13 protein-coding genes are annotated in these 15,654 nt (G+C 61.4%); 11 read left to right on the forward strand and 2 right to left on the reverse strand.

All coding sequences use genetic code 11. The annotated features are described in order from the left end of the window. Positions 1–62: 62 nt before the first annotated feature. Positions 63–590 carry an antirestriction protein ArdA gene (locus tag ACE3N9_RS11815; protein WP_374283924.1) on the reverse strand — a complete coding sequence of 176 codons (528 nt, stop codon included), beginning with the start codon at positions 588–590 and terminating at the stop codon, positions 63–65. 472 nt (positions 591–1,062) lie between these two features. Here ACE3N9_RS11815 and ACE3N9_RS11820 point away from each other — a divergent pair, with 472 nt between their 5' ends. The 10 genes from ACE3N9_RS11820 (at position 1,063) to ACE3N9_RS11865 (ending at position 11,464) form a co-directional block, all read left to right on the forward strand. Further along, positions 1,063–1,941 (forward strand): site-specific DNA-methyltransferase, encoded by an 879-nt coding sequence (locus tag ACE3N9_RS11820; protein ID WP_374283925.1) that lies wholly within the window; start codon positions 1,063–1,065, stop codon positions 1,939–1,941. Beyond that, a complete protein-coding gene (locus ACE3N9_RS11825; RefSeq protein WP_374283926.1) occupies positions 1,941–2,402 on the forward strand; it encodes a BglII/BstYI family type II restriction endonuclease in 462 nt (153 codons plus the stop codon). The genes ACE3N9_RS11820 and ACE3N9_RS11825 overlap by 1 nt, the downstream gene beginning before the upstream one ends. A 19-nt stretch (positions 2,403–2,421) precedes the next feature. Beyond that, positions 2,422–3,744 carry a hypothetical protein gene (locus tag ACE3N9_RS11830; RefSeq protein WP_374283927.1) on the forward strand — a complete coding sequence of 441 codons (1,323 nt, stop codon included), beginning with the start codon at positions 2,422–2,424 and terminating at the stop codon, positions 3,742–3,744. A 9-nt stretch (positions 3,745–3,753) separates the two neighbouring features. After that, a complete protein-coding gene (locus ACE3N9_RS11835; RefSeq protein ID WP_374283928.1) occupies positions 3,754–5,661 on the forward strand; it encodes an SNF2-related protein in 1,908 nt (635 codons plus the stop codon). A 32-nt stretch (positions 5,662–5,693) separates the two neighbouring features. Beyond that, positions 5,694–6,509, forward strand: coding sequence for a DUF3883 domain-containing protein (locus tag ACE3N9_RS11840; protein WP_374283930.1), 816 nt, complete (start codon positions 5,694–5,696; stop codon positions 6,507–6,509). Positions 6,510–6,562: 53 nt separating this feature from the next. After that, positions 6,563–7,144 carry a hypothetical protein gene (locus ACE3N9_RS11845; RefSeq protein ID WP_374283931.1) on the forward strand — a complete coding sequence of 194 codons (582 nt, stop codon included), beginning with the start codon at positions 6,563–6,565 and terminating at the stop codon, positions 7,142–7,144. Then, positions 7,137–8,048 (forward strand): Kiwa anti-phage protein KwaB-like domain-containing protein, encoded by a 912-nt coding sequence (locus ACE3N9_RS11850; RefSeq protein WP_374283932.1) that lies wholly within the window; start codon positions 7,137–7,139, stop codon positions 8,046–8,048. The genes ACE3N9_RS11845 and ACE3N9_RS11850 overlap by 8 nt, the downstream gene beginning before the upstream one ends. A gap of 163 nt (positions 8,049–8,211) precedes the next feature. Beyond that, positions 8,212–9,834, forward strand: a complete 1,623-nt coding sequence (locus tag ACE3N9_RS11855) for an NAD(P)/FAD-dependent oxidoreductase (RefSeq protein ID WP_374283933.1) — start codon at positions 8,212–8,214, stop codon at positions 9,832–9,834. After that, complete coding sequence (locus tag ACE3N9_RS11860) at positions 9,831–10,994, forward strand: NAD(P)/FAD-dependent oxidoreductase (RefSeq protein WP_374283934.1); 1,164 nt, start codon at positions 9,831–9,833, stop codon at positions 10,992–10,994. The genes ACE3N9_RS11855 and ACE3N9_RS11860 overlap by 4 nt, the downstream gene beginning before the upstream one ends. A 26-nt stretch (positions 10,995–11,020) precedes the next feature. Then, the gene (locus ACE3N9_RS11865) at positions 11,021–11,464 is read left to right on the forward strand and encodes an acyl-CoA thioesterase (RefSeq protein WP_374283935.1); all 444 of its coding nucleotides are present in this window, start codon (positions 11,021–11,023) and stop codon (positions 11,462–11,464) included. A gap of 7 nt (positions 11,465–11,471) precedes the next feature. On the opposite strand, the gene gyrB is transcribed toward ACE3N9_RS11865, so the two are convergent. Next, positions 11,472–14,006 carry a DNA topoisomerase (ATP-hydrolyzing) subunit B gene (gyrB, locus tag ACE3N9_RS11870; RefSeq protein ID WP_374283937.1) on the reverse strand — a complete coding sequence of 845 codons (2,535 nt, stop codon included), beginning with the start codon at positions 14,004–14,006 and terminating at the stop codon, positions 11,472–11,474. A 113-nt stretch (positions 14,007–14,119) separates the two neighbouring features. On the opposite strand from gyrB, the gene ACE3N9_RS11875 reads away from it, so the two are divergent. Then, a complete protein-coding gene (locus ACE3N9_RS11875) occupies positions 14,120–15,535 on the forward strand; it encodes a M20/M25/M40 family metallo-hydrolase (protein ID WP_374283938.1) in 1,416 nt (471 codons plus the stop codon). Positions 15,536–15,654: the final 119 nt, after the last annotated feature.

A 15,654-nucleotide genomic window follows, 5' to 3' on the forward strand; every position in this document is an offset into this window, starting at 1 on the left:
TTGGCGGCAGCCGGTTCTTTCGAGATGCCTGCCCGTATGAGCACGGACAGGCAGGCATGATCTCATCTGCTTGAAAACACATGCACCTCGCCCTGCGCCGTCTCGATGGTGAACAGGTCGCCGCCGATCTCAGCGTCGCGCGCCATTGCCTGCCAATCGACATAGTAGCGTAGTGCCTCGGGGATCGTGACGCTCTCGGTGGTCAATTCCTCCATGTAGTCGGCGAGGCTGGCGAACTGACCATGATAGCAGTCCTCCAAGGTGGATTCGGCTTGGTCCATGTCGCCGCTGAACTGCTCCAGCAGGCCCGCGCCGAGTGCGCCATGTTCTGCGATGAAAGCGCCCATCCGGGCCACGCTGTCGATGCCGGCATATTCGGAGATGCTGACGCCCTCGAAGCCCTCATAGTCGTGAATGGCGTATTCCTCCGCGTCCTCGACAGGGGAACGGGCAAGCGTCGCGGCAATCTCGTCCCTGATCTGGCCGGCGTCCTGATCCGCGTCGATCCAAGCTCCATGCAGGAAGCCGTTATTGTAAGCTGCAAGGCAAGCAACATAGATGCGGGGGGTGCTGCAGGATACATTGGTCATGTCTCTGATCCTCGGGTCTGAAGGTCAGCGAAGCGGAACGCCGCGCCTGACCTTCTGGCCGTCGCCGAGACTGGGGTAGCAACGAGCAAGGGCGGCCGGGGTGGAGGGGGATCACCCGGCCTGCACAAGCCCTTTGGGCGCGGAAGGCAGGGGATACCGCCCCGGACGGTTCCACTTACCTTGCTGGCGCGAGGGCAAGGCCCTTAGCAAACCTGCTGAGGATCAAGTGGCGGCGGCCATGCACCAGCTTGAAAATGCGCCCCAGGCGTAGTTCCAGCGGAGCCGAAAGTGCGGCCCGGCGGGGAAGGTCCGTGATGCTTGTCCTTGAGCCGAGGGCGCATCGCAGGGCCACCTCTCATCCACGCCAAACCGGCGCTTGCGCGCACCAGCTGTCACCGCCATCATATGGCTAGATCTTCTTTTTGATTCGGAGTATAGAGGCAGGGAGGTCGTTACTTAACGTGAGAATGAAATGACAGCTCTTGCAAGAAAATCCGAAAATCAATCGGTCATTCCGTTCAGGCGTCCTGTTGCAGCTCAGATTGACTGCCGTGACAATCTTGAATTCATGCGCACTCTCAAGAATGAGAGCATGAAGCTCATCGTCACCTCGCCACCCTACAATATTGGAAAACCCTACGAGCGTCGAACAACTAACGATGTCTACATTGAGCAGCAAGCGGCCGCGATTGCGGAAGCTGCTCGCCTGTTGCACCCGCAAGGATCAGTATGTTGGCAGGTCGGCAATCACGTCGACGACGGCGAGGTGTTTCCGCTGGATATCCTGCTCTACCCCCTCTTTAAGAATCATGGACTTAAGCTCCGCAACCGCATCGTTTGGACATTCGGGCACGGTCTTCATTGCCAAAAACGGTTCTCCGGTCGCCACGAAACGATCCTCTGGTTCACCAAATCCGAAGATTACACGTTCAATCTCGATCCGGTGCGTGTTCCTTCTAAATATCCAGAGAAGAAGCATTTTAAGGGCCCAAAGCGAGGCGAGATATCTAGTAATCCTCTCGGAAAGAATCCATCTGATGTTTGGGAAATACCCAACGTAAAGGCGAACCACGTTGAGAAGACAGAGCATCCGTGCCAGTTTCCTGTCGGTCTAGTTGAACGGCTGGTGCTCAGCCTTACCAACCCAGGCGACAACGTGCTGGATCCCTACATGGGCGTAGGTTCGACGGCTATTGCGGCGCTCAAGAATGAACGCAATGCTTTCGGCTGTGATGTGGTGCAAGAGTATATCGACATTGCCCTCAGCCGTGTTGAGGACTTGGAGCGCGGCACACTCCGTACGCGGCCTATGAACAAGCCGGTCTATGAGCCGCCGATGAGGGAGGGTTAATGCGGTTCACTCAAGCCTATTCTCACCACAACGGACACGATCAATGGCGTGATCGCGAGATTGACGAATGGCTTACAGACGTGTTCGAACGCCCCGATATCTCTATCGGCAAGAGCACGTCGACGCTGATCCGGGATCACGTTAAGACCGAACTAGCGGCTCAAGGCTGGGCTTATGACGTGCGCATCGACCAGAACTTCGATCTCACGGTGTTCGGCGTAAAGGACGATCTCGCCTTCCATCTTCAGACCGGCAACATCAGCCGGGCCCCCTATGACCTTTTGAAGATGCAGCACCTATTTCAATGCCGACGCATTGAGGCAGCCGCTCTCGCATTGCCGATGAAGGCGGCAGCGAACCGGATGGGCAGCAACATCGCCAATTTCGAAAGGGTGATGAGCGAGCTAATGCTTTTCGACCGAACGATTACCGTGCCGCTGTTTCTGATCGGGTTCGAGTAAGGCGGCAAACGGAGGGGGCATGACGTACGAGACCAAGGTAGAGCCATCGCGCGTCCGCGCTGAGATGATTGCGGAGCGGGTCGCGGTTTCGACCGAAACGGAGACCTTCCACGAATATCAGAACCGGGAGCACAAGCTGCCGGTCATCACCCTTCCCCTGCATGTTCCCATCTACCGTATGGCGAACTTTCGGACCCGGACGGCCCAGCAGAGCTATCTACGCCGTGAGGGCAAGGATGCCGGCTTTTTCCAGCAGGAGAACGAGGACGCGCAGGCGATCCAGCATCAGATATTGATCAAATTTGCCGAGGAAGAACGCGACCGTTCGATTGCCAGCATCATCGGAGTCCTGAAAGATGAGAAGCAACGCCTGCCGCTTCTCATCACCAGCCTTGGCATCGTGGTGAACGGCAATCGTCGTCTGGCGGCCATGCGTAAGCTCTACGGTGAAGACAGCAGCCAACACCGCGCCTTCAGCCACGTGAAATGCATGGTTCTGCCCTCTACGATCACTGAAGATGAGGTGGTGGAGATCGAGGTGCGCCTTCAGATGAAGCGGCGCACTGAACTTCCCTACAATTGGATCGATGAGGCCATCGCCATCCGCGAGCTGAGGGACAGCGGCAAAGGCATAAAAGATTTGTCTGCCCTGATGAACAAGTCCAAAGGCGACATCGAGGATGCCATTAACGCGCTGGCCGAAGCAGATCTCTATCTCTCTGACCGGCGCGGCACGCCAGGCGATTATGAGGCGATCGACTTCGCTAAAGAGCTGTTTTTCGACATGGGCTCAAGCCTGTCGTCAAAGCAGGGTGAAGCGCAGGAGATGAGCCGACGCTTCGCGTGGACGCTCGTCGAAAAGCGCGGCAAAGGTGGTCTCTCAGGACGCGTTTACAACTTTAACCCCATGTTCGGGAAGAAAGCCGACGAGGTGGCGGAACGCCTCGCCGAGCGCATGGGCGTGGAGCTGCAAACAGGAGCTGAGGAATATCTGGATGCAACCGATGACGATTTTGACATCGATATCGTTGAGGCTGGAGAGGTTTCCTACAAGCCGCTGATCGCGCTCTTTGACGATCCGACGACTCGCGAGGACCTCGGCGACGAATTGCTTGAGGTGTGGGAAAGTATCGTTGAAGCGGACAAAGGTAAGAAGCGCGCGCAGCAGCCCCTGAACCTTATCCAGCAAGCCAACAGCAAGCTTACCGAGGTGGACCTGACGGACGCTGCCCCGGCGAGCCTCGCGGCTATCGAAAAGCAGCTCGACGCCATCGAGAGCAACGTCGCCCGACTCCGCACCGTGGTGGCGAAGAAAAAGAGCGACGGCGCTAAGCCGTCCTAGGGCCGTGCCGTGACAAACGATCTCGCGCCTCTCGCCATTGCTGTCCGGTATGAACCGAACACGCGACGCGCCTTGCTAAGCATCGCGGAGCCGACGCAGAACACGATCTGGGAACGGCTAAAGCTCGCAGCCTCGGGGGCCAGTCAAGAGCCGCGCCTGACCGAAACGAGCATCGATGTCGCCTGGTCTGCATTTCTCGATATTCTCAACGACTACGGCAGCAAGGAACAGCAGCTCAACTATAATTTCCGCTTCCGCACCGAGGGCGAAGCCCGTGATCTAATCCGGCAGTATTCCGATGAGCGCCGAAAGGTACTGGCAGCCCAAGGCTCGCTCCAGCTTACCCTAACCGAGGAAGAAATCGTTACCCGCCTCAAGGCGCTCGGCTTTGTGAGGCGCGATCTGAAATGGTTTCAGAAGCGTGACGTCCGCCACCTTTTGGCCCTTGCCAACGGTGCCAATTTCTCGGTTCCGGGCGCGGGTAAAACCACCGTTAGCTTCGCCGTCCATCTTCTCGCCAGTCAGCCCGGACAGCACGTCCTTGTCGTCTGCCCCAAGGCGGCGTTCCCGGCTTGGATGGAAATTGTCGAAGAGTGCATCGACCCAGCTATTGCCGGAGCCAATGCAGAGCCCTTCCAAGTGCTTTCCGGCAATGCCTATGCCGTGGAACGCACACTGGCCGGGGGCGGCACACGCTTTGTCATCAACTACGATCTCATGATCCAGATGCCGGACGTGATCGCCAATTATTTATCGCGCAATCCCGTCCACCTGATCATTGACGAGTCTCATCGCATGAAAGCGGGCGAAGGTTCGCAGCGCGGTGCGCTACTATTGAACCTCGCCTGGCTTCCTGTCCGCCGCGATATCCTGAGTGGAACGCCCATGCCGCAAGGCAAGGATGACATCATTTCGCAGCTTAACTTCCTTTGGCCGGGTCAAGGCCTCGGCCGGAAGATTATCGCAGGCAAGCCGCCCCGCGAAGTTCTGGGCGATCTTTATGTGCGGACGACCAAGGAACAGTTGGGTCTGCCGCCACGAGAAACACATTTTCACCAGGTCGGCATGGCGAAGGGGCAGCTCGCACTCTATGCCCTCGTCCGCGACGAGAGTCTGCGCCAGCTAAGCAGTGTTCGCAGCGGTATCTTCGATTTCGCGGCCGCTCGCAAATCTGTCATGCGTCTGCTTCAGCTCTCATCTAATCCCGTGCTGGCTCTACGATCCATCACCGGCGATATCGTTGGCGTCAACTCGGGTCTGATCGATCAGGTGCTGGAAGATGGCCCCTCGCTGAAAATGCGAGCCGTCGCCGACATGGCTCGAAGTTTGGCGCGAGCGAATCGCAAATGCGTCATCTGGACCATCTTTACGGCGAACATCGAGCAGATGAGTCTGATGCTCGCAGACCTAAATCCTGTTTCGTTGTATGGAGCCGTACCGTCCGGCCACCCGACTGATCCAGAGACTCGTGAGGGGCGCATTAGGCGTTTCCACGATGATGATGACTGCATGGTGATGATCGCGAACCCCGCCGCCGCTGGTGAGGGCATCAGCCTGCACATGGCTGCACATGAAGCACTCTATCTCGACCGCAGCTACGTCAGCACTCATTTCCTGCAATCAATCGACCGCATTCATCGCCTCGGCCTGCCCGAAGGCACGATCACGAATGTTCATATCTTCCAGACTCGGTCACCGATGGGGCTGGGCTGCATCGACCATTCTGTTAGTCGCCGCCTCGCGAAGAAGGTACGCGCGCTCCAGGAACTGCTGGACGACGAGGATCTGAACAAGATTGCCCTCGACGAGGAAAATGCCGAGGAGCCCATCGACTATGACGTGGACGTGCAGGACTTGGTCGACCTTGTCGAGGAGTTGGAGGGACATCGGGCCTTCGACGAAAACGAGGGCGTTTGATGTCCTCGGTATCGGCGGAACGCCTGCTGTCGATGAGCGCGTTTGAAGCAGCTCAAGTGCTCAGAAGTTTCAGGCAGCGCAATCCGGGTTTGCCTGATCAGGAAGCTGTGAAGACGATAAGGGCTATTCGAGCAGACCTATACGCTCTCGACTATGAAGCCGGCCTGCTGCTTGAAGCTGCGTTACCGGCTTTATTGGACGACACTCCCGATATCTTCTTTCGAGCTTGCATCGACGCTATCATCAATATGCACCGCCCGCTATGGACGCGCTTGGCACCCGGCGGTCGCGAGCAGGTAATGCGCGTAGTACCGCTCAACGGTAGCCAATGCTTCCGGGCCGCAGGTCTGCTCGAAACGCCACCGAGTCCTAGCACATGGTCATGGTGGGACAACTTGGCAGCGCAGGTGCGAGCGGACCACGACGCGGCTTTGATCGAGCAAGGCCGTGAAGCCGAATGGTGGTCTTTTCAACGTGAAACCGCGCTGATCGCGGAGGCTGGTATCGATCGCGAGCCAGTGTGGGCTTCGATTGAAGACAACAGTCTTGGCTATGATATTCTTTCATATCGACGCTCTGGCATCAGCGAAAAAAGTCGTCTTATCGAAGTGAAGTCGAGCAGCTTGACACCCGCGCGAATGATTCTGACGCGGAACGAGTGGAAAACAGCCGAGCGATACGGCGACGCGCTTGAGTTCCATCTTTGGACTATCCCTGACAAGCAACTGTTTATTATCGACGTCGAGACTGTGAAACGTAGCATCCCAGCAAATCGAGGAAATGGCGACTGGCTTGAGGTGGAGATCGTGCCAAATCTTCCGCTCGCGGATGATGAGATGGACATGTAAACCCTATCGGGAGGAGCTATGGAAGGTCAAAGAGAAAAAGGGACGCTCGCCACATGGCAACCAGCAACGTGAGTGAAGGCCTCGGGTTTGTCAGACTTGTCTTGGTCTGGTCTAGCTTAAGCCCGGTGTTCCTGCTCTGGTCGATCAGGGGCGTCGATGCTGTTGACGACGCTGTTTGGATTCCGACCTGCCTAGTTCTTTTCGTCTTGCCCACTGCGATTCTGTATTGGGTCTTTTCTCGTGCCCGGAAGAGTGAAAACGTCAAGACAATTGATGTCGTAAGCGCACGCGACCAGAGGGAGCATTTGCTTACCTATCTCTTCGCGATGCTCATTCCTCTGTTTGATGTCAACCTAGGCGGCGTTCGTGACATAGTTGCCGTGGCGTTCGCTTTGGCGTTCGTAATGTTTCTATTCTGGCATATGCGTCTTCACTACATGAATCTCATCTTCGCAATCTGGGGGTATCGGATTTATACAGTTGAAGCAAGAATCGGCACCAAGGAGCGGGATAGGGAACAGCCTCGGCTGGTGACCTTCGCCGTCATATCGCGGCGGCATTACCTGCCCGAAGGTTCGGCGCTGACAGGCTACAGGCTGGGTGGAAACGTTATTGTGGACAAAGACAATGATTGATCAGGAGTTCAATTTTCAAAACATCGCCTCGGTGAATTTCGCTATATCTCTTAGGAGCAGCGGAGACATGTATTTCATACCGACCGATGGTGCGACGAAGGAAGCTTTGAAGGGAACCCTGAGAACCACCCGGAATATCTTTGACGGGCTTCCCGGTGATTGGGAGTTGCATGACATCTCGGAAGACTATGGTGATCGTAGGCGGATTTATGCACCGCGCGGCAGTGAATTTATGGCTGAGTTGTCGGCAGTCTATGATGCAGGGGTGCTTGATGACCTGACCAACATCCACGATCACGCGCATGACGTGGACTTCTATTTTTCTGAATTTAGGGACAATCAGGACCGGCGCGCGGTCGGGATTCGCAAAGCCACGAAGCTCAAGGGTACACTGAATGCCCGCAATAGGTTGGTGCGGCTCGTCGATGACACCCTTGTACTGATCCAAGACGACGTGTTGCACCTGGACACGGAATTTGATGTCATCGTCACTGACGCAAACGTCTTCATCCTGAACGCCCGCCAGACTGAGCAGGTCGCGAAGATCGTGGAGCATGTTGCTGCAACGGCTTCAGCAAAGGTTCAAGCCATTCACAATGCTATTCCGTTTCTCGATTTAAGCAGGATCGCCGAGAAGATTGGCAAACATCCGCGAATGGCGCGCCATGCTGCGTCAGTTGCCTCTAACCCGCATCTTGCAAATTTTCAAAGACCGCAGATTGAAGCGCTAGCCGCTCAACACGGCATTAAGTTCAAAGAACTTGACGGTGGTCGCCTTCAGTGCCGCGTCACGGATGAAGCTAAGCTATTGGAGCTTCTCGACGCCCGGCGCTATCACCTAGATCTGCAAGGAAATGGCGGATATCCCTATCGCGCCAGCGCTCGCCAGCGGGTGCCTGCCTAGGTACTTTGGAGGGCTATAGCGTAGACGTAGTTCTCCGTTTCATCGGCTTCGGCCCGCCATAGCGCATTGCCGGAAAGCTGGCCGGCCCGGCCCGCAGGCCCGGATTGCAGCCCCGGCGCAACAGGGATGGCGGCAGGGCCGCTTTGGCCTTATGGCGCGGTCCATGCTGCGCTTGTCCGGACTGTCCCTGCCGATCGATCATCCTCCCGAAGCGATTGCGCCCGCGATCTGCGCACGGCTGGGCATCGCGGCAGAGGAACTGCGCGGCTTTAGCATGTTCAAGCGCGGCAACGATGCCCGCCGCAAGAGCGCTATCCTGCTGGTCTATACCTTTGACGTCGACGTGGCGGATGAAGCGGCGGTGCTTGCCCGGTTCCCCAATGACAAGGACCTGCGCCCCACCCCTGACATGACCTGGACGCCCCCGGTGCGCGCGCCCGAGGGCTGGGCCGGGCAGCGCCCGGTGGTGATCGGCGCGGGGCCGTGCGGGCTGTTTGCCGCGCTGGTGCTGGCGCAGATGGGCCTCAAGCCGATCATCGTCGAGCGCGGCAAGGTGGTGCGCCAGCGCACCAAGGATACCTGGGGCCTGTGGCGCCGCAGCGAGCTGAACCCGGAAAGCAACGTCCAGTTCGGCGAGGGCGGGGCGGGGACCTTTTCCGACGGCAAGCTCTATTGCCGGGTCAAGGACCCGCGCTTCCTGGGGCGCAAGGTGCTGGAGGAGTTCGTGCGCGCAGGGGCGCCGGACGACATCCTGTACGAAGCGCACCCGCATATCGGCACGTTCCGCCTCGTCACCATGGTCGAAAGCCTGCGCGCCCAGATCGAAAGCCTGGGCGGCGAATACCGCTGGCAGACCCGGGTGGAGGACGTGGAACTGACCCGCCTGCCCGATGGCAGCCAGCAGCTGCGCGGCCTGCACCTGTCGGACGGCAGCTTTCTGGAAGCCAGTCACGTGGTCATGGCGGTGGGCCATTCGGCGCGCTCGACTTTCGAAATGCTCCACGCGCGCGGCGTTCATGTCGAGGCCAAGCCGTTCTCGATCGGGGTGCGGATCGAACACCCGCAAAGCTGGATCGACGAGGCGCGCTATGGCCGCTTTGCCAGGCATCCGATTCTGGGGGCGGCGGCCTATAGCCTGGTCCACCACGCGTCGAACGGACGCACGGTCTATTCGTTCTGCATGTGTCCGGGCGGGCGCGTGGTGGCCGCGACCAGCGAGGAAGGCCGCGTCGTCACCAACGGGATGAGCCAGTATTCCCGCGCCGAATTCAACGCCAATTCGGGCTTCGTCGTCGGGATCGAGCCGGCGCGAGACTATCCCGACGGGCCGCTGGCGGGAATCGCGTTCCAGCGCAAATGGGAAAGCCTGGCCTATGAGGCGGGCGGCGGGGCCTACAAGGCACCGGGGCAGCGGGTGGAGGATTTCCTCGTCGGCCGGCCCTCGACCGCGCTGGGCACGGTCCAGCCCAGCTACAAGCCGGGGGTGACCCCGACCGACCTGTCGGCCTGTCTGCCCGATTTTGCCATCGAGGCGATGCGCGAGGCGATCCCGGTGTTCGGGCGCCAGATCGCCAAATACGATCATCCCGACGTGGTGATGACCGGGGTCGAAACCCGCACTTCCAGCCCGGTGCGTTTTACGCGCGGCAAGGACTTCCAGAGCCTCAACACGCGCGGGCTCTACCCGGCGGGCGAAGGTGCGGGCTATGCCGGCGGGATCCTCTCCGCCGCGATCGATGGGATCAAGGTGGGCGAGGCGCTGGCGCAAAGCCTGCTGGCGGGATGAGCTACGACGCGATTGTCATCGGCGCGGGCGCGGCGGGGCTGATGTGTGCGGCCACCGCCGGGCAGCGCGGGCGGCGCGTGCTGGTGGTGGATCACAACGCCGAACCGGGGCGCAAGATCCTGATTTCGGGCGGCGGGCGGTGCAATTTCACCAACCTGCACACCGCGCCCGATCGCTACCTGTCGGCCAATCCGCATTTCGCCAAGTCGGCGCTCAGCCGCTACACCGCGCGCGATTTCCTCGATCTGGTCGAAGCCCACGGGATCGCCTGGCACGAAAAGACGCTGGGGCAGCTGTTCTGCGATGGTTCGGCGCGGCAGATCGTGGACCTGCTGCTGACCGAATGCGCGAAAGGAGCGGTCGATCTGGCGCTGGGCGAGCCGGTGCGCGGCGTGGAGCATGGCGATGGGCACTACCGCGTCACGCTGGGCAGCTGCACGGTCAGCGCCCCGGCGCTGGTCCTGGCGAGCGGCGGCCCCTCGATCCCCAAGCTGGGGGCGACCGGGCTGGCCTACGAGTTGGCCCGCCAGTTCGGCCTCAGCGTGGTTCAGCCGCGCCCGGCGCTGGTGCCGCTGACCCTGGGCGCGGACGAGGCACTGTTTCGCGAGTTGTCCGGCGTTTCGGCCGAGGTCGAGGTGCGCTGGAACAAGGTCCGCTTCCGCGAGGCGGCGCTGTTCACCCATCGCGGCCTGTCGGGCCCGGCGATGCTGCAGATTAGCTCCTATTGGCAGCACCGCACGCCGATTGCGGTCGATTTCCTGCCCGATGCTGCCCCGGACTGGCTGCTGACGGCCAAGCGTGAACGTCCGCGCCAGCAACTGGCCCGAAGTGTGCCGCTGCCCGAACGCCTGGCTGCGGTGCTGCTGGACCGCGCCGGGCTGTCCGGCGAACTGGGCGCGCAGAGCGACAAGGCGCTGCGTGCCTTCGAAGCGCGGCTCGCCGATTGGCCGTTCCACCCCAATGGCACCGAAGGCTATGCCAAGGCCGAAGTCACCGCCGGGGGCATTGCCACCAGCGGTCTGTCATCGCGTACGATGGAAGCGCAGAAGGTGCCGGGGCTTTACGCGATTGGCGAGGCGGTGGACGTGACCGGGTGGCTGGGCGGCTACAATTTCCAGTGGGCCTGGGCCAGCGGGCGCGCCGCCGGGGAAGCGATTTAGCACGCTTCGTCGCAGCAGGGTGGAAAATGCCGCCGCGAAGCACTATTAACACCGGTGTGAACAATACCGCGCTGCCGCATCGCTTTCCCATCGCCATCGACCCTGCCGACATCGATTTCATGGGCCACGTCAACAACGCGTCCTACCTCAAATGGGTGCAGGACGCGGTGATCGATCACTGGCGCAGCCTTGCGCCGGTAGAGGCGGTGGCGCGCCACCTGTGGGTCGCCCTGAAGCACGAGATTACCTATCGCCGCCCGACCTTCCTGGGGGACGAGGTGATCGCCACGGTCCTGCTCGAAAAGGTCCAGGGTGCCCGCGCCAGCTATGAAACCGTGATCCGCCGGGGCGAGGAAGTGCTGGCCGAGGTCCGCTCGACCTGGTGCTCAATCGATGCCGAAACGCTGCGCCCGGCGCGGCTGGCTCGCGAAGTGATCGCGCGCTTCTTTCCCGAACCGCTGGTGGACTGAACCCTGATCAAACGTCCAGGTTCGCCACGTTCAGCGCGTTTTCCTGGATGAAGTCGCGGCGCGGTTCGACCACGTCGCCCATCAGGCGGGTGAATATCTCGTCCGTCACGTCGGCATCCTCGACCTTGACCTGCAGCAGGCTGCGGTTTTCCGGGTCGAGCGTGGTTTCCCACAATTGCTCGGCGTTCATTTCGCCCAGCCCCTTGTAACGCGCGATCGACAGGCCGCGGCGGCCACCGGCCAGCACCGCGTCGAGCAGCTGCGAGGGCCGGATGATCGCTCCGTCGAGCGCCTGGGCGCGTGCGGGTGCAGCGTCTTCGCCGGCATCGTCGCTGCCGGTTTCGGGTTCGGCTTCGCTGGCGGCCGTGGCCCGCACCAGCCGGGCGGTGCCGGCATAGACCGCGGCATGTTCGGCGGCGAGCCGGGCCAGCTTGCGCGCTTCGGCGCTGACCAGGAAGGCGGCGTCGATGGGGTAGGCATCGGTCACCCCGCGCCACACCCGCTCGATCAGCACCGAGCCATCTTCGCGCAGCACGGCGGACCATTTCGCCTCGCGGTCGGCGCGGCCGAGCCATTCGGCGGTGCGGACCAGCGCGGCTTCGCGGCCCGCGCGGTCAAGATCGTGTTCCAGCGCGCCCGACAGGGCGAGCGCCTCGATCACGGCGGGATCGTAGCGGCGCGGGACAAAGCCCATCAGCGAACGCATCCGCATCGCGTGTTCGACCAGTTCCTGCAGTTCCGCGCCGCTGCGCGCGCCGCCGCTGGTTTCCAGCATGCGGCCGGCAGTGCCCGCTTCGACCAGGTAGCGATCGAGCGCGGCGGCGTCCTTGAGGTAGACTTCGCTGCGGCCCTTGGCGACCTTGTAAAGCGGCGGCTGGGCGATGAACAGGTGGCCGGCCTTGATGATCTCGGGCATCTGGCGGTGGAAGAAGGTCAGCAGCAGGGTGCGGATATGCGCGCCGTCGACGTCGGCGTCGGTCATGATCACGATCTTGTGGTAGCGCAGCTTTTCCAGGTTGAATTCATCGCGGATGCCGGTGCCCATCGCCTGGATCAGCGTGCCGACTTCCTTCGATGAAATGATCCGGTCAAACCGGGCGCGTTCCACGTTGAGGATCTTGCCCTTGAGCGGCAGGATCGCCTGGAACTTGCGTTCACGGCCCTGCTTGGCGCTGCCGCCGGCCGAATCCCCTTCGACCAGGAACAATTCGCACAGGCTGGGATCGCGTTCCTGGCAGTCGGCCAGCTTGCCGGGCAGGCTGGCGATGTCCATCGCCCCCTTGCGCCGGGTCAGCTCGCGCGCCCTGCGGGCGGCTTCGCGGGCGGCGGCGGCGTCGATGATCTTGTGGACCACGGTCTTGGCGTGGGCAGGATTTTCCTCGAGCCACTCGCTCATCTTGTCGCTCATCAGGCTTTCGAGCGGCTGGCGCACTTCCGAGGAGACCAGCTTGTCCTTGGTCTGCGACGAGAACTTCGGATCCGGCAGCTTGACCGAGACGATCGCGGTCAGCCCTTCGCGCATGTCCTCGCCCGACAGGTTGACCTTTTCCTTCTTCAGCAGCCCGGTGCGTTCGGCATAGCTGTTGAGCGAACGGGTCAGCGCGGCGCGGAACGCGGCGAGGTGGGTGCCGCCGTCGCGCTGCGGGATGTTGTTGGTGAAGGTCAGGACGTTTTCGTAGTACGAATCGTTCCATTCCAGCGCCACGTCGATGCCGATCCCGTCCTTTTCGGCGGAAATGGCGATCGGATCGGGGATCAGCGGCTGCTTGTTGCGATCGAGGTATTTGACGAAAGCGGCGATCCCGCCTTCGTAGTAAAGGTCGTGTTCCTTGACCTCTTCGCCGCGCTTGTCGCGCAGCAGGATGCGCACGCCCGAATTGAGGAAGGCCAGTTCGCGGTAGCGGTGCTCCAGCTTTTCGAAGTCATAGACGGTGACGTTCTTGAACGTCTCGTCGCTGGCCAGGAAAGTCACGCGGGTGCCGTTCTTGACCTTGCCCTTGCGCCCGCCCTCGGTCGCGATCGGGGCGTCGCCGGTCACTTTCAGCGGGGCCACGGCATCGCCGTGGGCAAACTTCATCCAGTGTTCCTTGCCCTCGCGCCAGATCGTCAGTTCCAGCCATTCGGACAGCGCGTTGACCACCGACACGCCCACGCCGTGCAGGCCGCCCGACACCTTGTAGGCGTTGTCGTCGCTGGTGTTCTCGAACTTCCCGCCGGCGTGCAGCTGGGTCATGATGACTTCGGCCGCCGAAACGCCTTCTTCCGGGTGCAGGCCGGTCGGAATGCCGCGGCCGTTGTCCTCGACCGAGACCGAGCCGTCGGGGTTCAATTCGATCAGCACCAGGTCGCAGTGCCCGGCCAGCGCCTCGTCGATCGCGTTGTCCGACACTTCGAACACCATGTGGTGCAGGCCGCTGCCGTCATCGGTATCGCCGATGTACATGCCGGGCCGCTTGCGCACGGCGTCGAGCCCCTTGAGGACCTTGATCGAATCGGCGCCGTAAGCGTTCTGGTTGGGGATCTGCTCGGGAGTATCTGACATGCCCGGCCTATAGGCCGTGCGCGCGCGAGGGGAAAGCAAAACGGCGGGGCAAGGCCCCTTCCATCCACAGCCAATTCCTGCTTGATTGCGTGCATCGTTTCAGGGAGTCCGCAATGACCAAGTTTACCGGCGCGCTGCTTGCCGCCTCGCTGCTGTCCACCCCCGTTCTGGCCCAGACCGCGCCGGCCCCGCTGCGCCCGGACCAGGTCGAATTTCGCGGACTTTACAAGGAACTGGTGGAAACCAACACCACTGTTACCACGGGCAGCTGCACCCTGGCGGCCGAGCGCATGGCCGCGCGGCTGAAGGCAGCGGGGCTGAAGGATGACCAGGTCACCGTCTACTTCACCAGCGAACACCCCAGGGATGGCGGGCTGGTCGCGGTCTATCCCGGCACCAGCAAGAAGCTGAAGCCGATGCTGCTGCTGGCCCACATCGACGTGGTCGAGGCCAAGCGCAGCGACTGGGTGCGCGATCCCTTCACCCTGATCGAGGAAGACGGCTATTTCTATGCCCGCGGCACGGCGGACGACAAGGCGCAGGCCGCAGTCTGGACCGACACCCTGATCCGCTTTGCCAAGGAAGGCTACAAGCCCAAGCGCACCGTCAAGCTGGCGCTGACCTGCGGCGAGGAAACCAGCGGCGCGTTCAACGGCGCGGAATGGCTGGCGAACAACAAGCGCGACCTGATCGACGCGGCCTTTGCCCTGAACGAGGGCGGCGGCGGCCGCACCGATGGCAAGGGCAAACTCGTGGTGCAGACCATCCAGGTTGGCGAAAAGGCCTACCAGGACTTCACCCTGACCACGACCAACCCCGGCGGCCATTCCAGCCAGCCTGTGCGCGCCAACGCGATCTACCAGATGGCCGATGCGATCGCGAAGATCCGCGATTTCGAATTTCCGCTGGAAATGAACGACACCACCCGCGCCTTCTTCGCCAAGGCCGGCGCGATGCGCCCGGATGACATGGGCAAGGCGATGGTCGCCCTGGCCGCCAACCCGGCTGACAAGGACGCGGAAGCCAAGGTCAACACCGACAAGGGCTTCCATTCGATGCTGCGCACCACCTGCGTTGCCACGCTGGTCAACGGCGGTCACGCGCTCAACGCGCTGCCGCAGACGGTGACGGCCAACGTCAACTGCCGGATGTTCCCCGGGCGCACTGCCGATGAAACCCAGGCCGTGCTGACCAAGGTGATCGGCGATTCCGGCGTGAAGATCGAACAGACCCTCAAGGGTAAGCCGATCGCCAAGAGCCCGCCGCTCGACCCCGCGCTGGTCGGGCCGATGGAGCAACTCTCGGCCAAGCACTTCCCGGGCGTGCCGGTGATCCCGACCATGTCCACCGGGGCGACCGACGGGCTTTACCTCGCCGCGGTCGGCATCCCGACCTATGGCGTGCCGGGCATGTACGGCGATCCCGATGGCAACGGCGCGCACGGCCTGAACGAACGGATCGCGGTCAAGTCGCTCTACTCCGGGCGCGATTATCTGTTCGACCTGGTCAAGGCGCTGTCGAGCAAGTGATGGGTTAGGGAGGGGTTTTCTTTCCGGCTGACGCCGGTGCGGACAGGCCATCCGGCCTGTCCTTGCAACACCAGCCCGCTCCCCCGGCCCAACCACCCACAGGGTACCTTGAACGGGTG

It is taken from the genome of Novosphingobium sp. (genome assembly GCF_041905565.1).
Lineage (GTDB): Bacteria > Pseudomonadota > Alphaproteobacteria > Sphingomonadales > Sphingomonadaceae > Novosphingobium.